Annotated in this window: 15 protein-coding genes and 1 riboswitch; of the genes, 9 read left to right on the top strand and 6 right to left on the bottom strand. The window is 70.6% G+C overall.

Annotated elements, in window-relative coordinates:
- Both ACFULQ_RS44510 and ACFULQ_RS44505 read left to right on the top strand, forming a co-directional pair.
- Window positions 1-723, top strand: a 723-nt coding sequence (locus ACFULQ_RS44510) for a diguanylate cyclase domain-containing protein (protein WP_383556196.1), incomplete at its 5' end; no start/stop codon positions are given.
- Between the two features lie 121 nt (window positions 724-844).
- Complete coding sequence (locus tag ACFULQ_RS44505; protein WP_383556192.1) at window positions 845-1,789, top strand: CBM35 domain-containing protein; 945 nt, start codon at window positions 845-847, stop codon at window positions 1,787-1,789.
- 3 nt (window positions 1,790-1,792) lie between these two features.
- Here ACFULQ_RS44505 and ACFULQ_RS44500 read toward each other — a convergent pair whose 3' ends face one another.
- The 3 genes from ACFULQ_RS44500 to ACFULQ_RS44490 all read right to left on the bottom strand — a co-directional run bounded on the left by ACFULQ_RS44500 (window position 1,793) and on the right by ACFULQ_RS44490 (window position 4,984).
- Complete coding sequence (locus tag ACFULQ_RS44500; protein WP_383556189.1) at window positions 1,793-2,722, bottom strand: 1-phosphofructokinase family hexose kinase; 930 nt, start codon at window positions 2,720-2,722, stop codon at window positions 1,793-1,795.
- Between the two features lie 79 nt (window positions 2,723-2,801).
- Window positions 2,802-4,040 carry an N-acetylglucosamine-6-phosphate deacetylase gene (nagA, locus tag ACFULQ_RS44495; RefSeq protein ID WP_383556186.1) on the bottom strand — a complete coding sequence of 413 codons (1,239 nt, stop codon included), beginning with the start codon at window positions 4,038-4,040 and terminating at the stop codon, window positions 2,802-2,804.
- Window positions 4,040-4,984 carry an ROK family protein gene (locus ACFULQ_RS44490; protein ID WP_383556183.1) on the bottom strand — a complete coding sequence of 315 codons (945 nt, stop codon included), beginning with the start codon at window positions 4,982-4,984 and terminating at the stop codon, window positions 4,040-4,042. The genes nagA and ACFULQ_RS44490 overlap by 1 nt, the downstream gene beginning before the upstream one ends.
- Before the next feature lie 105 nt (window positions 4,985-5,089).
- Here ACFULQ_RS44490 and ACFULQ_RS44485 point away from each other — a divergent pair, with 105 nt between their 5' ends.
- Both ACFULQ_RS44485 and ACFULQ_RS44480 read left to right on the top strand, forming a co-directional pair.
- Window positions 5,090-6,361 carry an ABC transporter substrate-binding protein gene (locus ACFULQ_RS44485; RefSeq protein ID WP_383556199.1) on the top strand — a complete coding sequence of 424 codons (1,272 nt, stop codon included), beginning with the start codon at window positions 5,090-5,092 and terminating at the stop codon, window positions 6,359-6,361.
- A 35-nt stretch (window positions 6,362-6,396) separates the two neighbouring features.
- Window positions 6,397-6,630, top strand: coding sequence for a DUF3263 domain-containing protein (locus tag ACFULQ_RS44480; protein ID WP_383556180.1), 234 nt, complete (start codon window positions 6,397-6,399; stop codon window positions 6,628-6,630).
- A gap of 395 nt (window positions 6,631-7,025) precedes the next feature.
- On the opposite strand, the gene otsB is transcribed toward ACFULQ_RS44480, so the two are convergent.
- From otsB to ACFULQ_RS44465, 3 genes are all read right to left on the bottom strand, one after another.
- On the bottom strand, window positions 7,026-7,847 hold the full coding sequence (gene otsB, locus ACFULQ_RS44475; protein ID WP_383556177.1) for a trehalose-phosphatase: 822 nt from the start codon (window positions 7,845-7,847) through the stop codon (window positions 7,026-7,028).
- Window positions 7,844-9,238, bottom strand: a complete 1,395-nt coding sequence (locus ACFULQ_RS44470; protein ID WP_383556174.1) for a trehalose-6-phosphate synthase — start codon at window positions 9,236-9,238, stop codon at window positions 7,844-7,846. The genes otsB and ACFULQ_RS44470 overlap by 4 nt, the downstream gene beginning before the upstream one ends.
- A gap of 108 nt (window positions 9,239-9,346) precedes the next feature.
- Window positions 9,347-10,291: a glucosyl-3-phosphoglycerate synthase gene (locus tag ACFULQ_RS44465; RefSeq protein WP_383556173.1), complete on the bottom strand. Its 945-nt coding sequence runs from the start codon at window positions 10,289-10,291 to the stop codon at window positions 9,347-9,349.
- A gap of 145 nt (window positions 10,292-10,436) precedes the next feature.
- Window positions 10,437-10,592, top strand: a riboswitch (SAM riboswitch).
- 17 nt (window positions 10,593-10,609) lie between these two features.
- Between ACFULQ_RS44465 and thrC the strand changes: the two genes are divergently transcribed.
- The 5 genes from thrC to ACFULQ_RS44440 all read left to right on the top strand — a co-directional run bounded on the left by thrC (window position 10,610) and on the right by ACFULQ_RS44440 (window position 16,710).
- Window positions 10,610-11,890 carry a threonine synthase gene (thrC, locus tag ACFULQ_RS44460; protein WP_383556171.1) on the top strand — a complete coding sequence of 427 codons (1,281 nt, stop codon included), beginning with the start codon at window positions 10,610-10,612 and terminating at the stop codon, window positions 11,888-11,890.
- A gap of 114 nt (window positions 11,891-12,004) precedes the next feature.
- Window positions 12,005-12,280 carry a MoaD/ThiS family protein gene (locus tag ACFULQ_RS44455; protein WP_123761566.1) on the top strand — a complete coding sequence of 92 codons (276 nt, stop codon included), beginning with the start codon at window positions 12,005-12,007 and terminating at the stop codon, window positions 12,278-12,280.
- Between the two features lie 443 nt (window positions 12,281-12,723).
- Window positions 12,724-12,930 (top strand): cold-shock protein, encoded by a 207-nt coding sequence (locus ACFULQ_RS44450; protein ID WP_007382895.1) that lies wholly within the window; start codon window positions 12,724-12,726, stop codon window positions 12,928-12,930.
- Window positions 12,931-13,576: 646 nt separating this feature from the next.
- Complete coding sequence (groL, locus tag ACFULQ_RS44445) at window positions 13,577-15,199, top strand: chaperonin GroEL (protein ID WP_383556167.1); 1,623 nt, start codon at window positions 13,577-13,579, stop codon at window positions 15,197-15,199.
- A gap of 377 nt (window positions 15,200-15,576) precedes the next feature.
- Complete coding sequence (locus ACFULQ_RS44440) at window positions 15,577-16,710, top strand: NADH:flavin oxidoreductase (RefSeq protein WP_383556164.1); 1,134 nt, start codon at window positions 15,577-15,579, stop codon at window positions 16,708-16,710.
- Window positions 16,711-16,852 lie beyond the last annotated feature (142 nt).

Genomic DNA, 16,852 nt, shown 5'->3' with positions numbered 1-16,852 from the left:
GCCGACGGCCCGCGCTTCCTGCTCACCCATGTCGAGGACATCGCGGAGCGCAAGCAGCGGGAGATGCAGCTCGCCCACCGCGCCTCCCACGACTCGCTGACCGGCCTGCCGAACTCCGCCGAGCTGCGCTCGCGGCTGTCCTCCCGGCTCTGTCAGCGTGCCGCCCACACCGGGGCCCTGGAGCCGGTAGACGCCGCCTTCGGGCACCCCGCCTTCGACGCGGCCGGCCACGGCTTCGACTACCGGCCGGGGGGCGCTGAGGCGTACGACGCCTTCGACCACCATGTGCACACCGTCGCCCCCGAGGGGGAGCGCGACGACGGCACCAAGGGGCTCGCGGTGCTCTTCTGCGACCTCGACGGCTTCAAGTCGATCAATGACCGGTTCGGGCACAACGCGGGCGACGCGGTCCTCATCGAGGTCGCCCGGCGGCTGTCCCAGTGCGTCCGCGACGGCGACACCGTGGCCCGGCTCGGCGGCGACGAGTTCGTGATCCTCGCCGACGGCCTCGGCAAGGCCGACGCCGCCGATCTCGCCGTACGCCTGCGCAACGAGATCATCCAGCCGATCCGGGCCGAGGGACGGGCCGTGCGGGTCGGTGCCAGCTTCGGTATCGGCTGGGCGCACTGCGGCATGACCGCGGACGAAGTGTTGAAGTCGGCCGACGAGCGGATGTACGTCGAGAAACGATCTCGTCCCAAACAACACAGACGCGCGGGCTGAGCCCCAGGTCAGCGAGCCGATGCGATCCGAGTCACCCGTTTGGGCCATCAGGAGCGGGTAGGCTCGCCATTCTGACTCCACGTATCGCATCCGATCGCACCTGCTTGAGGAGTACCAAGGGATGACGTCCGGCAACAACGGCGCGAGCACGCCCGAGGACGACGACCCGTTCGGCTACCTCTACGCCGACGGCCAGGCCAACGGGGCCCAACCGCCCTCCGGCGGCTACGGCTACCCGAACTCCGTCAACAGAGTGCGCGCGGTCGGTCAGCGCCAGTACGGCCAGCAGCCGCCGGCGCAGGCGCCCACCGCGCCCACCGCGGCGTACGGCCAGGTCCCGCAGCAGCAGGGCGCCTACGGCCAGCCGAGCGCCCACTACGCGGCCCCGGAGACCTTCCCGGGCTCGGCCCCCACCAGCCAGCAGCCCATGCCGGGCCACGGCGGGGGCGGCCGCAGCGGCGGCCCCAACACCAAGGGCCTGCTGATCGGCGCGATCGCGGTGGTCGCGGCGGTCGTCATCGGCATCGGCGTGGCCATGCTCGGCGGCGACGACGACAAGAAGGACACCGGCAACCAGGCGGGGACCACCCCGAGCGCGTCCCAGAGCTCGCAGCCCAGCCCGTCGGCGTCGTCGACGGAGGAAGCCGCCGAACTCCCGCAGGCCGACGTCAAGACCATGCGCCTGGAGGGCGGCCCCGGCACGGCGTCCGACGTGAAGGGCGCCAAGTCCGACGGCGGCGTCTACGTCCAGGGCTTCAACCAGGTCGGCGCCTCGGTCACCTGGACGGTCAACGGCATCAAGAAGGCCGGCGTCTACCGGGTCTACGTCCGCTACAGCCTCCCCGCCGAGGACGCCAATGCCACGGTGACGGTCAACGGGAAGTCCGCCTCCCGGCCGCTGAACATGAAGAACTTCGGCGGGCTCCCCGCCAACGAATGGCAGGAGACCTGGGCCCAGGTCACCCTGACCAAGGGCACCAACACCATCCAGCTCTCCTGCCAGCAGGGCAACCAGTGCAACGCCCTGCTCGACCAGTTCTCCGTGCGGGAGAACGTCGACCAGTGAGCGTCACGCCGCGCTGACCTCTCCCGTGACCGTGATGCGGTCCAGCAGGTCCTCGTAGGCGGCGCGGTCGAACTCGCCCGCGGTCGGGGCCAGTACGGTCGCCGCCGACAGGGCGACCGCCCGGGACAGCCGGTCCGGCCAGGGGAGTTGGTCCGTCAGGCCCGACAGCAGGCCCGCCACCACCGAGTCGCCCGCGCCGGTCGGGTTGCCGCGGAGGGGGGCCGGTGGGGTGGCTCGCCAGCGGCCCTCGGGGGTCGCCGCGAGGAGGCCGTCCCTGCCGAGGGAGGCCACGACCGCCCGCGCCCCCCGCCGCCGCGCGTCCTGGGGCGCGCGCAACGGGTCGTGGGAGCCGGTCAGTTCGGCCAGTTCGTCGGCGTTCGGCTTGAGGATGTCCGGGCGGGCGGCGACCCCGCGGCGCAGTGCCTCGCCGCTGGTGTCCAGGAGCACCGGGACCCCGGCCGCCTTCGCCGTGCGGATCAGGCCCGCGTACGCCCCCACCGGCACCCCCGGGGGCAGGCTCCCGCACAGGGCGACCGCCGACACGGACGGCACGAGATCCTCGTACGCCTCCTGGAAGGCGGACCACTCCGCCGACGTCACCGTGGGACCCGGTTCGTTGAGCTGCGTGGTGTCGCCGGACTGCTCGTCCACGACCGCGATCGTGCGCCGGGTCGCCCCGGTGACCGGCACGAGCGCGTCCACCAGGCCGGGGACGGCGGTGAGCAGGTCCTGGACGGTACGGCCCGTCGCGCCGCCCGTGAAGCCGGTGACCGTCACCTCATGGCCGAGCGCGGCCAGCACCCGGGCCACGTTCAGCCCTTTGCCGCCCGGGCGTTCGACGACCTCCCTGACCCGGTGGCTGGTGTGCGGCCGCAGCGACCGTACGCGATAGGTGATGTCGAGAGCGGTGTTCAGCGTGACCGTGAGGATCACCCGGGCCGACCTCCCCCGAAGACGGAAAACGTGCCCGCTCAGTCTCCCAGGACGCTCCCGGCCCCAACAGCGGGACAGATCACCCCAGTTGGGGATCGACCACCCATTCACCCCGGCGCATGACTCCCTTGAGGTCGAATTGATGGTCGAGGAGGACCAGGTCGGCGTCCTTGCCCGGCTCCAGGGAACCGATCCGGTCGGCCATCCCGAGCAGCCGGGCCGGGTTGGCGGAGATCGCGGCGACCACGTCCTCGACGGGGAGCCCGTCGACGGTCACCGCCCGCTTGAACGCGCGGTCCAGGGTCAGCGTCGAGCCGGCGATCGTACCGCTCTCCGCGAGGCGGGCGACGCCTTCGCTGACCTCGACCTCCAGGGGGCCGAGCATGTAACGGCCGTCGCCGAACCCCGCCGCGTCCATGGCGTCGGTGATGAACGCGACCCGCTGCGAACGCGCGTGATGGAACGCCAGTTGCAGCGCGGCCGGGTGCAGATGCGTGCCGTCGTTGATGAGCTCGACCGTGATGCGCTCGTCCTCCAGGAGGGCGGCGATCGGGCCGGGAGTGCGGTGGCCGAGGGTCGGCATCGCGTTGAAGAGATGGGTGGCCACGGTCGCGCCCGCGTCGATCGCCTCGACCGTCTGCTCGTAGGTCGCGTCCGTGTGGCCGATCGCCGCGATGACCCCGTGCTCGGCGAGGAGGCGTACCGAGTCGACACCGCCGGGGAGTTCGGTGGCGAGGGTGAGCATCCTCGCCTGTCCGCGCGCCGAGTCGATCAGCTTGCGGACCTCGGCGGGGTCGGGGTCGCGCAGAAGTGCCTCGGAGTGCGCGCCCTTGCGGCAGGGGGAGATGAACGGGCCCTCGAAGTGGATGCCGGCGATGTCGCCCTGTTCGGCGAGTTCGGAGAGGAGGCCGGCTCGTTGGGCGAGGAAGTCCATGTCGCCGGTGACGGTGGAGGCGACGAGGGTGGTGGTGCCGTGGATCCGGTGGGTGTGGATGCCCTTGAGGATCTCCTCGGGGGTGCCTGAGGTGAAGGAGGCTCCGCCGCCGCCGTGGTTGTGCAGGTCGATGAAGCCGGGGACTAGGTAGTGGTCTTTGACGTCCAGTACGTGGGCGTTATCTGGGGCGGTGGCGGTGATGCGGGGGCCCTCGATGACCACCTGGCCGTTCTTGACCGGGCCTGTGGGGAGGACGACCGTGGCGCCGGACAGGACGAGGGGCGTCTTGCCGGTTGCGGGGTGCGGGTGCGTTGTGGCTGGTCGCGCCCGCGCGGCGGTAGCCGCAAATTCAGCGCTGTCCCGCGCCCCTGGGTGGGCTGCCATCAGCGAGTTGCCTCCGAACTGGTCGTCTTGTCGAGGAGGTCCCAGGCCAGGAGGCCGGCACCCAGGCAGCCCGCCGTGTCGCCCAGTGCCGCGGGGACGATCGTCGGGGGTTTCTGGAAGGTGATCCGCTGCCGCACTGCTTCCCTCAAGGGTGTGAACAAGGTTTCCCCCGCCTCTGCCAGGCCGCCACCGATGATCAGGGTGCGGGGGTCCAGGAGGGTGAGGGCGGTGATCAGGCCGTCGGCCAGGGTGTCCACGGCGTGCTGCCAGATCTCCCGGGCCTTCGGGTCCTCGGCGTCCACGGCCCGCGCGCAGTCCGCCGCGTCCGCCTCCGGGTTCCCGGTGACCGCGGCCCAGGCCTCGCTGACCGCGGCCGCGGAGGCGTACCGCTCCAGGCAGCCGCGCTGGCCGCAGGGGCAGGGGGTGCCGCGGGGCCGTACGACGACGTGGCCGATCTCGCCCGCGAAGCCGTGCGCACCCGCCTCCACCCGGCCCGCGATGCCGATCGCGCCCGCGATGCCGGTGCCGAGGGCGACGAAGAGGTAGCGGTCGGCGCCCTGGCCCGCGCCGATGCGGCCCTCCGCCAGGCCGCCGGTGCGCACGTCGTGGCCGAGGGCGACGGGGGCGCCGCCGAGGCGGTCGGTGAGCAGCCTCCGCAGCGGGACGTCCCGCCAGCCGAGGTTGGCGGAGTAGGCGGCGACGCCGTGCTCCTCGTCGACGATGCCGGGGACGGCGACGCCGGCGGCGAGCGCGGGGGCGCCGAGGTGCTCGGTGCCGTACGCGCGCAGCTCGGCGGCGAAGTCGAGGATGCCGTCGACCACCGCGTCCGGTCCGCGCTCGCGGCCGGTCGCGCGGCGGGCCCGGTGCAGCAGCTCGCCGCCCGCGCCGACCAAGGCCGCCTTCATCCCGGTGCCGCCCACGTCGAGGGCGATGACATGTCTCACGGGGGACAGTGTGGCCCTTGTACCCGCAAGAGGTCTAGTCCACTTACGTGGTGTAGACCTAAGGTCTGAGATATGTATGACTTTTCGAAAGTTTCGAACGTGAGTATGGGGCGGTTGTCGGTGCGGCGGCGAAGGACGGGAACGATCGCGGCGGTGTCCGCACTGGGCATGACGGCGGTGCTGGGGGGCTGCGGGCTGGGCGGCGGATCGGACGAGGTGACGCTGAGACTGGTCGCCGCCGACTACGGCGACAGCGCGGCCAACAGCTCCCGGAAGTACTGGGACCAGCTCGTCAAGGAGTACGAGGCGAAGCACTCCGGCGTGAAGATCGACGTCAGCGTGTACTCGTGGACCGACGTCGACCGCGAGGTCAAGGAGCTCGTGGCTGCCGGGAAGGCGCCCGACATGGCGCAGATCGGTGCGTACGCCGACTACGCGGACAAGGGACTGCTCTACAAGGCCGACGACCTGATCGGCATCCGCGAACAGGCCGACTTCGTCGCACAGCTCGGTGCCGCCGGGCGGATCAACGGGATGCAGTACGGGATGCCGTTCGCCGCGTCCACCCGGCTCCTCTTCTACAACAAGGCCCTCTTCGCCGACGCCGGGCTCACCCCGCCGAAGACGTGGAAGCAGCTGGCCACCGACGCCGAGGCGCTCAAGGCGGACGGGGTGAAGTACCCGTACGCGCTGCCGCTCGGCCCGGAGGAGGCGCAGGCCGAGACCATGCAGTGGCTGCTGAGCGGGGGCGGCGGCTACATCGACTCCGTCGGGACGTACGGCATCGACTCCGAGGAGAACGTCGCGACGCTGACCTGGCTCAAGGACGACCTCGTCGACAAGGGGCTGACCGGGCCCGTCGCGCCGGAGAACCTCAACCGGGCCGCGGCCTTCTCGGCGTTCGCCGCAGGGGACGTCGGCATGCTCAACGGGCATCCCTCGCTGATGAAGATCGCCGCCGCGAAGGGGGTGAAGTTCGGGATGGTGCCCATGCCGGGGGCCGAGGGGCCGACCAGGAACTCCATGGGCGTCGCCGACTGGATGATGGCCTTCAAGCAGAACGGCCACGCCGAGCAGGTGGGGGACTTCCTCGACTTCGTGTACAGCGAGAAGAACGTGCTCGCGTTCTCGCGGGAGTACGACCTGCTGCCGGTGACCAACTCCGCGTCCACCGCGATGAGCCGGGCCTCCCGTGACGCCGACCTGAAGCCCTTCCTCAACGCGCTGCCCGCCTCCGAGCTGCCGCCGGTGGGCAAGACGTCGTGGGCGTCGGTCAGCGCGGCCGTGAAGAAGCGGATCGGGTCGGCGGTGAGCTCCGGCGGGAGCCCCGAGAACGTGCTGCGGGAGCTCCAGCTCACCGCCCAGAACGCGGAGTAGTCGCGCTGTCAGTGGCGGGGGTTACGGTTTTCGGCATGGAGCAACCGGAGCTGGACCGCAGGGAGCGGGACGTCCTCGCCCTGGAGCGCCGCGGCTTTTCCGGCCCCGGCGCGAAGGAGCGCGCGATACGCGAGGAGCTGGGCCTGGCGCCGGTCCGCTACTACCAGCTCCTCAACGCCCTCCTGGACGACGAACGCGCCCTGGCCTTCGACCCGGTGACGGTGAACCGCCTACGGAGAGTGCGGGAGGCCCGCCGCTCCGAGCGGTAGCCTCCGGCGGCGGGACGGGTGCCGGTGGGCCTGGGCGAGGGCTGCGGACCGGTGTCCTGGGCGAGCCCGTGCCCGGGGTGAGCTGGTGCGGTGGGCGATCGGGCGTTGGGACGCTGCCGGCGAGCCGGGCCCGAGCAGGCGCTCCCATCGGCTGGGCCGGGCGGCCCGCAGCCTGTCGGCCGGAGGCGCCGGACCGACCAGGCGTTCCCATCGGCTGGGCCGGGCGGCCCGCAGCCTGTCGGCCGGAGGCGCCGGACCGACCAGGCGTTCCCATCCGCTGGGCCGACGGACCGCAGCCTGCCGTCGGCCGAGCCGGTCCGGTGACGGTCGGTCGTGGGCCGGGAGGCCGGGAGGCTCGCGGTGGTGGAGGGTGGGTGGTTCGGCGCGCGCTCGGGTCAGGCGAGTCGGGTCGCCAGCGTGCGGAGGAGGTTCACCACGCCTTCGGGGCCGTCGACCACCAGGTCGGCTCGTTTGCGGAGTTCTGTGACCTCGTCGCTGCCGCTGCACACCAGGAGGCCGGGGGTGCCGGTGGTGCGCAGGTCCTCGACCGTGGAGAAGGCCGGGAGGTCGCCGAGGTCGTCGCCGCCGTAGAGGACGGAGGTGGCGGACAGCTCGCGGACGTGGGCCAGCAGGGCCACGCCCTTGTCCATGCCCGGGGGACGCAGTTCCAGGACCAGCCGGCCGGGTTCGACGATCAGGCCGTGCCGGAGCGCCAGGTCGGTGAGGGGGGTGCGGAGGGCGTCGAAAGCGACCTGCGGGTCCGGGGCCCGGCGGGTGTGGACGGCCACCGCCCGGCCGCCCTTCTCCTCGATCCAGGCGCCGGTGCCGTCGAGGAGGGCCGGCAGCTCGGCGCGGACCGCCGCCACACCCGGGTGCGGTTCCGGTGCCGTGATCTCACCCGTGGCCGCGTCCCAGCGCTCCGCGCCGTAGTGGCCGAGGACGGTCAGATGCTCCAGACCGGCGACGCCCGCGAAGCCGCCGTGGCGCACCGCGACCTCGGCCGGGCGGCCCGTGATCACCGCCACGGACGCCACCTTCGGGGCCAGCGCGGCCAGCACCGACACCGCCTCGGGATGCGCCCGCGCCCGCTCCGGGTCCGCCACGATCGGCGCGAGCGTCCCGTCGAAGTCCAGCCCGATCACCGCGCCCCGCGGGTGCGACAGGAGCGCCCGGAGACCGTCGCGGCCGGCGGGCGTGCTGGGCGTCGGCAGGCTCATGCGTCCAGCGCCTTCAGCGCGTTCAACTGGTCCAGGAACCACTGGGCCGGAGGGAGGGCCGTGGCCGCCGCGGCCAGCCGCTTCGCGCGTTCGGCGCGGTCGTGGGCCGGCAGGGTCAGGGCCTCGTGCAGGGCCGCCGCCGTCTGCTCCACGTCGTAGGGGTTGACCGTGATCGCGTCGTCGCCCAGCTCCTCGTACGCCCCGGCCTCCCGCGACAGCACCAGCGCGCACCCCTCGTCGGAGACCACCGGCACCTCCTTCGCGACCAGGTTCATGCCGTCCCGGATCGGGTTGACCAGGGCCACGTCGGCCAGCCGGTACGCGGCGAGCGAGCGCGCGAAGTCGTCCTTGACGTGCAGCACGACCGGGGTCCAGCCGGGCGTGCCGTACGAGGAGTTGATCTCCTCCGCCACCCGCTGCACCTCGGCCGTGTAGTCCCGGTACACCGCGAGATCCTGCCGGGACGGATACGCGAACGCCACGTGCACGACCCGCTCCCGCCACTCGGGCCGCGACTCCAGCAGCCGCCGGTACGCCAGCAGCCCGCGCACGATGTTCTTCGACAGCTCGGTCCGGTCCACCCGCACGATCGTCTTCCGGCCGGCCCCGATCTCCTCGCGCAGACCGACGATCCGTTCCTCGACGTCGGCCGCGTGCGAACGCTCGCGCAGGAAGTCCGCGTCGGCGCCCAGCCCGTGCACGCCGACCTGCGTGTCCCCGAGCCCGCCCGCGAACTCCGTGGCGCAGGCCGTGAAGGCGTCCGCCCACCGGCGGGTGAGGAAACCGAGCCGGTCGGCGCCGAGCATGCCCCGCAGCAGCTGCGCCGCGATGTCGTCCGGGAGCATCCGGAAGTAGTCCACCGGCGCCCACGGCGTGTGCGAGAAGTGGCTGATCCGCAGGTCCGGGCGGAGCTCGCGGAGCATCCCCGGCACCAGGCACAGGTGGTAGTCCTGCACCAGGACCGCCGCCCCCTCGGCCGCCTCCTGCGCCAGCGCCTCGGCGAAGGCGCGGTTGTACGTCTCGTACGACGCCCACCGGCGCCGGAACTCCGCGTCGAAGACCGGCTCCAGCGGGGTCTGGTAGAGCAGGTGGTGGACGAACCAGAGGACCGAGTTGGCGATGCCGTTGTACGCGTCCGCGTGCACGTCGGCCGGGATCGCGAGCATCCGCACGCCGTCCTCGCCGACGCCCTGGGCGACTGCTTCGCGGTCGCCGTCGGACAGGGCCGAGCAGACCCACAGGGCGCCGGCGTCGGGGCCGATCGCGGACAGGCCGGAGACCAGGCCGCCGCCGCCGCGCTTGGCGTTGAGCTCGCCGTTCTCCTGGACCTCGTACGAGACGGGGCCTCTGTTGGATGCGACCAGTACGTTGGCGTTGTGCGAGGGAGCCATGACTCGACATCTAGCCCGGGGTGCAACCGCTCAAACGTTCCCGTGGGTGCGTGGTCGGCTGCGGGTCGGTGGGGGCTGGGCGCGCAGTTCCCCGCGCCCCTGGTAGGTCTACGCAGCCCTTCGTTTCATGTACTCCGGGATTTCCGTCATCGGTGGGCGTTCCTCCGTGTCCACCGAGTACGTGCGGGGCTCGAAGCCGTCCTCGCCGCGTTCGAACTGGGTCAGGGACGGGCGGATCATGTGGCCGCGGGCCAGCCTGAGCTGGGCCGTGCGGTAGATCGCCGCCGACATCCGGCCCAGTGCCTGGCCGTCCTGGTGACGGTGCTTGCGGACGCCGACGTCGACCTGGGCGAGGGCGTCCAGGCCCACCAGGTGCAGCGCGTCGACCAGCATGCCCAGCTCGACGCCGTACCCGACCGGGAAGGGGAGCTGTTCGAGGAGGCTGCGGCGGGCCGCGTACTCGCCGCCCAGCGGCTGGACGAAACCGGCCAGCTGCGGCCAGTGCATGTTCAGCAGCGGGCGCGCCATGAGCTCGGTGACCCGGCCGCCCTGACCCGCGGCGCCGCCCAGGGGACGGTCGTACATGCCCTTGACCAGGTCGACCTCGGGGTCGGTGAGCAGCGGGCCGACGATGCCGGAGACGAAGTCCGAGGAGAACTCCTTCAGGTCGGCGTCGATGAAACAGACGATGTCCCCGCGGGTGGCCAGCAGGGAGCGCCACAGCACCTCGCCCTTGCCGGGGAGGGCGGGCAGCCGGGGCAGTATCTCGTCGCGGTGCACCACGACGGCGCCGGCCGCGGCGGCGACCTCGGAGGTGCGGTCCGTGGACCCCGAGTCGACGACGACGATCTCGTCGACCAGCGGCACCTGCTTCACGAGGTCGTGACGTATCACGGAGACGATGTCACCGACCGTCTCCTCCTCGTTGAGCGCGGGCAGCACGACACTGACCGTCTGCCCGGTGCGCTGCTTGGCGGCCATGATCTGGTGGAGCGGGCGATCGGTCACCGACCAGGAGCGGGTGCTCAGCCAGCGCTCGACTTCTTCCAGCACGTAGGCGGCTCCTTCGTGTGTGATCCGTGTGATCCGTCTCGCGGTTCGGACGGCCTATCTCAACTGTCCTGGTTGTCGGTTACAGTCTTGAACAACGCGGGTGACCATCGCATGTCCTGGCAGGCCCGCCGACACAACTTCATACCGCTCATCCAGAGGGGCAGAGGGATACGGCCCGATGAAGCCCCGGCAACCCTCCAGTCGGTTCTCGTAGATCACCGTTGATCATTTCGCGAGGCTCCCGGCTAGGGAAGGTGCCAAATCCGTCTCACGGCGAAACGCGTCGTGAGGAAGATGAGGAGAAAGGGCCTCGCCTCCATGGCTGCGCAGACTGTTGCAAGCACCACGAACTCCGTCGACCTGGGTCCCGCCGCGGCACTGAGCTGCCGCGAGTGCGGCCACCGCGTCCCGCTGGGCCCGGTCTTCGCCTGCGAGGAGTGTTTCGGCCCGCTCGAGATCGCGTACGACTTCTCGGCCTACGACACCGAGGAGCTCCGCAAGCAGATCGAGGCGGGACCCGCGAACATCTGGCGCTACGCCCCGCTGCTGCCCGTGCCGGCGGACGTGGCGGACAAGCCCAACATCAACCCCGGCTGGACCCAGCTCGTCAAGGCCGACAACCTCGCCCGCGAGCTCGGCGTCACCGGCGGCCTGTACATCAAGGACGACTCCGGCAACCCGACGCACTCCTTCAAGGACCGCGTCGTCGCGCAGGCCCTGGAGGCGGCGCGCGCGTTCGGCTTCACCACTCTCTCCTGTTCCTCGACCGGCAACCTCGCGGGTGCGGTCGGTGCCGCCGCCGCCCGGGCCGGCTTCCGCTCGTGCGTGTTCATCCCGCACGACCTGGAGCAGGGCAAGGTCGTCATGGCCGCGATCTACGGCGGCGAGCTCGTCGGCATCGAGGGCAACTACGACGACGTGAACCGCTTCTGCTCCGAGCTGATCGGCGACCCGGCCGGCGAGGGCTGGGGCTTCGTCAACGTCAACCTGCGGCCGTACTACGCCGAGGGCTCCAAGACGCTGGCGTACGAGATCTGCGAGCAGCTGGGCTGGAAGCTCCCGGACCAGCTGGTCGTGCCGATCGCCTCCGGCTCCCAGCTCACGAAGATCGACAAGGGGCTCCAGGAGCTGATCAAGCTCGGGCTCGTCGAGGACAAGCCGTACAAGATCTTCGGGGCGCAGGCGGAGGGCTGCTCGCCGGTGTCGGTGGCGTACAAGGCGGGCCATGACGTCGTACGGCCGCAGAAGCCGAACACCATCGCCAAGTCGCTGGCGATCGGGAACCCGGCCGACGGGCCGTATGTGCTGGACATCGCCCGGCGTACGGGGGGTGCGGTGGAGGATGTGAACGACGAGCAGGTCGTCGAGGCGATCAAGCTGCTTGCGCGTACGGAGGGGATCTTTGCGGAGACCGCCGGTGGGGTGACCGTGGGGGTGGCGAAGAAGCTGATCGAGAGCGGTCTGCTGGATCCCTCGCTGACGACCGTTGTGCTGAACACCGGGGATGGTCTGAAGACGCTGGACGCGGTGGCGGGTACGGGTCTTACCGCCACGATCCGTCCCAACCTTGATTCGTTCCGCGAGGCTGGTCTCGCATAAGCAGGTCGCTGTGCGGCGGCGGGTCCGTGGGGGCTGGTCGCGCCCACGCGGCGGAGCCGCATATCGATACAGCCCCGCGCCCCCAGGGCGACTACCTGACCGGAGGTCCTGAACATGAGTGTTTCCGTCCGTATCCCTACCATCCTGCGCACCTACACCGGCGGGCAGGCCGAGGTGACCGCCGAGGGTGGGACCCTGGCCGAGGTCATCGCCGATCTGGAGAAGAACCACACCGGTATCGCCGCCCGGGTTCTCGACGACCAGGGCAAGCTGCGGCGGTTCGTCAATGTGTACGTGAATGACGACGACGTGCGCTTCGAGCAGGGGCTGGAGACGGCGACGCCGGACGGGGCCGGGGTCTCGATCATCCCGGCGGTCGCCGGCGGGTGACCGTATGACTGGTCATTACCTTCGGTAATAGTGATGACCGAGTGTTCATCCGATTGCCCCCTCCGTGAGAGAAGCGGAGGGGGCAATTCTCTATGGTTGAGCGCGGTACAGTTGGGGAAGCAGCGGCTTTCTCCTTGCCGCATGCATATGAGTTCTCGCTCCACGTGCGATGAGAAGTAGCCAAAGTGTGCGCGTCTTATGTGCCTTATGCGTGCTTTATGGGGCCCGACTTGCCCCGAATTCAGGCGAATTCTCACTACATTCCGGACCCCTTCCGTCCAGAATTCTCGTCCGATTGACCTGTTGCAGACGGCAGTTGGACAGATACATTCAGCCGCGGTCGACGCGTTCCGGCGCACGCCCCCAACCATGTGGGGGGTGAGGTCTGACCCGGATCCGCGAAGTGCGGGTCCGTGCAAGGGCCAGTAATAGGGGAGTTAGGCATGGCTCAGGGCACCGTCAAGTGGTTCAACGCGGAGAAGGGGTACGGCTTCATCGCGGTCGACGGTGGTGCGGATGTATTCGTCCACTACAGCGCGATCCAGATGGACGGTTACCGCACCCTTGAAGAGGGCCAGCGGGTCGAGTTCGAGATCTCGCAGGGTCAGAAGGGGCCGCAGGCGGACATGGTCCGTCTCGCGACTGGCTGAAGCACGCGCCGGGTAACAACAGCGTCGTTCTTCTTTTCTTCACTGAAGGGCTCGTACCCCATGGGGAGTCATGGGTACGGGCCCTTCGGTATGTGCCTGTGCCTCCGGCGGTTGGGCGGGGTCGGTGCGGGTTCGTGTTCGTCTGCGGGGCCGGTGGGGGCGGGCGTTTTGCGCAGTTCCCCGCGCCCCTGGGTGTGTGCGGGGGTTCGTGTTCGTCTGCGGGGCCGGTGGGGCGGTTTGCGCAGTTCCTCGCGCCTCTGCGCGCCCTTGGTGCCGGGCCGCTGCAACCTCCCCAGGGGCGCGGGGAACTGCGCGCTCGGCCCCCACCGGCCGGTAGCCGCCCGACCGCCGAAACCGTCGCCTCCGGGGTGCGCGATCCGGGTGCCGGGAGCTGCGCGGGGCGGCCCTCGCCGGTCCGCGCCCGCGTGAGCGAACCCGGCCCGGTCTTCGGGAGGCGCTTGCACTCGACCAGGCCGAGTGCTAATCATTGGCGTTAGCACTCTGAAGGTGAGAGTGACAAAGATGGACCGGGTCGGTGAGGCCCGCAGGCCTAGTGGGGCAAGGATCCACAGGCCGGCGAGCCGTCCGTCGCGGGCGCGGGCGCGGTCCGAAGGAATCACCCCCAGTCCTGGAGGGACCACTTCACATGGCCAAGATCATCGCGTTCGACGAGGAGGCGCGGCGCGGCCTCGAGCGCGGCATGAACCAGCTCGCGGACGCCGTCAAGGTGACGCTCGGCCCCAAGGGCCGCAACGTCGTCCTCGAGAAGAAGTGGGGCGCCCCCACGATCACCAACGATGGTGTCTCCATCGCCAAGGAGATCGAGCTCGAGGACCCGTACGAGAAGATCGGCGCCGAGCTGGTCAAGGAAGTCGCCAAGAAGACGGACGACGTCGCCGGTGACGGTACGACCACCGCGACCGTGCTCGCCCAGGCCCTCGTCAAGGAAGGCCTGCGCAACGTAGCCGCCGGCGCCAACCCGATGGCCCTCAAGCGCGGTATCGAGAAGGCCGTCGAGGCCGTCTCCGCCGCTCTCCTTGAGCAGGCCAAGGATGTCGAGACCAAGGAGCAGATCGCCTCCACGGCCTCCATCTCCGCCGCCGACACCCAGATCGGCGAGCTCATCGCCGAGGCCATGGACAAGGTCGGCAAGGAAGGCGTCATCACCGTCGAGGAGTCCCAGACCTTCGGTCTGGAGCTGGAGCTCACCGAGGGTATGCGCTTCGACAAGGGCTACATCTCGGCGTACTTCGCCACCGACATGGAGCGGATGGAGGCGTCGCTCGACGACCCGTACATCCTGATCGCCAACTCCAAGATCGGCTCCGTCAAGGACCTGCTCCCGCTCCTGGAGAAGGTCATGCAGTCGGGCAAGCCGCTGCTGATCATCGCCGAGGACGTCGAGGGCGAGGCCCTGTCGACCCTGGTCGTCAACAAGATCCGCGGCACCTTCAAGTCCGTCGCCGTCAAGGCCCCGGGCTTCGGTGACCGCCGCAAGGCCATGCTCGGCGACATCGCCATCCTCACGGGCGGCGAGGTCATCTCCGAGGAGGTCGGCCTCAAGCTGGAGAACGCGACCCTGGACCTCCTGGGCCGCGCCCGCAAGGTCGTCGTCACCAAGGACGAGACCACCATCGTGGACGGTGCCGGTTCCTCGGACCAGGTGCAGGGCCGCGTGAACCAGATCCGCGCCGAGATCGAGAACAGCGACTCGGACTACGACCGCGAGAAGCTCCAGGAGCGCCTGGCCAAGCTCGCCGGTGGCGTCGCCGTCATCAAGGCCGGTGCCGCGACCGAGGTCGAGCTCAAGGAGCGCAAGCACCGCATCGAGGACGCCGTGCGCAACGCCAAGGCGGCCGTCGAGGAGGGCATCGTCGCCGGTGGTGGCGTGGCCCTGCTCCAGGCCTCCGGTGTCTTCGAGAAGCTGGAGCTGGAGGGTGACGAGGCGACCGGCGCTGCCGCCGTCAAGCTCGCCCTGGAGGCCCCGCTGAAGCAGATCGCCGTCAACGCCGGCCTCGAGGGCGGCGTCGTGGTGGAGAAGGTCCGCAACCTCACCCCGGGTCACGGCCTGAACGCCGCGACCGGTGAGTACGTCGACCTGGTCAAGGAAGGCATCATCGACCCGGCGAAGGTCACGCGCTCCGCTCTGCAGAACGCCGCCTCCATCGCCGCGCTCTTCCTCACCACCGAGGCCGTCATCGCCGACAAGCCGGAGAAGGCCGCCGCGCCCGCCGGTGGCGGTATGCCGGGCGGTGACATGGACTTCTGATCGGTCCCCGACTGATCAACGTCCTTGCCGGGGGCGGCACTTCCTGCTCAGCAGGGGGTGCCGCCCCTTGGTCTTGGGCACCCCGTGACTGCGGTATGCTTGATCACGAGCCGCCCGACGTGAACTCCCGTCGGTCGACTACGCGTTGGTAGTCCAAGGAAAGACGCCCCGCTTCCTGTGGGGAGATGCAGGTGCAAGGCCTGCCCAGCGCTCCGCGAGAAGCCCGTCCCACTCCGGTGGGGCGGGCTTCTGTCATGTCGGTGGCCGGGATCACAGGCCGTTCGGGATGTGCGGGGTGGGTGAGACGGTTGGCGCTTATGTAGCTTGCACATACCGACGGGTATCCCGCCTGTCGCCCGCCCCTCAGGAGTGCCCGCGTGACCGCCCCCGCCACCACCCCGGCCGCCTCCCGCGCCGCCGAGATCCTCTCCCGCCCGGTCCACATCAACGGCCTGACCGTCCCGAACCGCATCGCCATGGCGCCCATGACCCGCATGTTCTCCCCGGGCGGCGTCCCCGGCGAGGACGTGGCGTCGTACTACTCCCGCCGCGCGGCCGCCGGAGTCGGTCTCATCGTCACCGAGGGCACCTACGTGGGCCACGAGTCGGCCGGGAACAGTGACCGCGTCCCGCGGTTCCACGGCGAGGAGCAGCTGGCCGGCTGGGCGAAGGTCGCCGAGCAGGTGCACGCGGCGGGCGGCACCATCGTGCCGCAGCTGTGGCACATCGGCATGGTCCGCAACCAGGGCGAGGCGCCCTACGCCGACGCCCCCGCGGTCGGCCCCTCCGGCCTGCGCATCGGCGCCGACGAGCCCACCGGCAAGGCGATGACCCAGCTCGACCTGGACGACGTCATCGGCGCGTTCGCCCAGGCCGCGGCCGCCGCGGAGCGCATCGGCTTCGACGGCGTGGAGCTGCACGGCGCCCACGGCTACCTCCTCGACCAGTTCCTGTGGGCGGGCACGAACCGGCGCGGCGACTCCTACGGCGGTGACGCGGTCGCCCGTACGAAGTTCGCGGCGGAGATCGTGGCGGCCGTACGGGAGACGGTGTCGCCCGAGTTCCCGATCATCTTCCGGTACTCGCAGTGGAAGCAGGAGGCGTACAAGGCGCGGCTCGCGGAGACGCCGGAGGAGCTGGAGGCGATCCTCGCGCCGCTGGCCGCCGCGGGTGTGGACGCGTTCCACGCCTCCACGCGCCGTTACTGGCTGCCGGAGTTCGACGGGTCCGACCTCAATCTGGCCGGCTGGACGAAGAAGCTGACCGGCAGGACGACGATCACGGTCGGGTCGGTCGGGCTCGACGGCGACTTCATCCGTGGGTTCATGGGTGAGGGGTCGCCGGTCAAGGGGATCGACGACCTGCTCGACGCGCTGGAGCGCGAGGAGTACGACATGGTGGCCGTGGGGCGGGCGCTGCTTCAGGATCCGCAGTGGGCTGCGAAGGTGCTTGCGGGGCGGTTCGAGGAGCTTCAGCCGTATGACGCGGTGGCGCTGAAGTCGCTGAGCTGACGGTTCTGGTTCGCCTCGGGTCGGTGGGGGCTGGTGTCCCTGGGGGCTGCGCCCCCAGACCCCCATCGGCCCGAAGGGCCTCGTCCTCAAACGCCGGACGGGCTGGATGTCGCTGGACCGGCTGAGAATGGGACCCATGAGC

Origin of the sequence: Streptomyces sp. NPDC057253 (assembly GCF_042669125.1) — a bacterium.
Taxonomy (GTDB): domain Bacteria; phylum Actinomycetota; class Actinomycetes; order Streptomycetales; family Streptomycetaceae; genus Streptomyces.
The sequence above is the reverse complement of the archived record's forward strand: the minus strand, read 5'-3'. Positions and strand labels throughout refer to the sequence as shown.

Coding starts and splice junctions, on each gene's coding strand:
- groL (WP_383556167.1), top strand. CDS start 13,577: ATGGCCAAGATCATCGCGTTCGACGAGGAGGCGCGGCGCGGCCTCGAG.
- ACFULQ_RS44480 (WP_383556180.1), top strand. CDS start 6,397: ATGGAGCAACCGGAGCTGGACCGCAGGGAGCGGGACGTCCTCGCCCTG.
- ACFULQ_RS44470 (WP_383556174.1), bottom strand. CDS start 9,238: ATGGCTCCCTCGCACAACGCCAACGTACTGGTCGCATCCAACAGAGGC.
- otsB (WP_383556177.1), bottom strand. CDS start 7,847: ATGAGCCTGCCGACGCCCAGCACGCCCGCCGGCCGCGACGGTCTCCGG.
- thrC (WP_383556171.1), top strand. CDS start 10,610: ATGGCTGCGCAGACTGTTGCAAGCACCACGAACTCCGTCGACCTGGGT.
- ACFULQ_RS44450 (WP_007382895.1), top strand. CDS start 12,724: ATGGCTCAGGGCACCGTCAAGTGGTTCAACGCGGAGAAGGGGTACGGC.
- ACFULQ_RS44455 (WP_123761566.1), top strand. CDS start 12,005: ATGAGTGTTTCCGTCCGTATCCCTACCATCCTGCGCACCTACACCGGC.
- ACFULQ_RS44505 (WP_383556192.1), top strand. CDS start 845: ATGACGTCCGGCAACAACGGCGCGAGCACGCCCGAGGACGACGACCCG.
- nagA (WP_383556186.1), bottom strand. CDS start 4,040: ATGGCAGCCCACCCAGGGGCGCGGGACAGCGCTGAATTTGCGGCTACC.
- ACFULQ_RS44485 (WP_383556199.1), top strand. CDS start 5,090: ATGGGGCGGTTGTCGGTGCGGCGGCGAAGGACGGGAACGATCGCGGCG.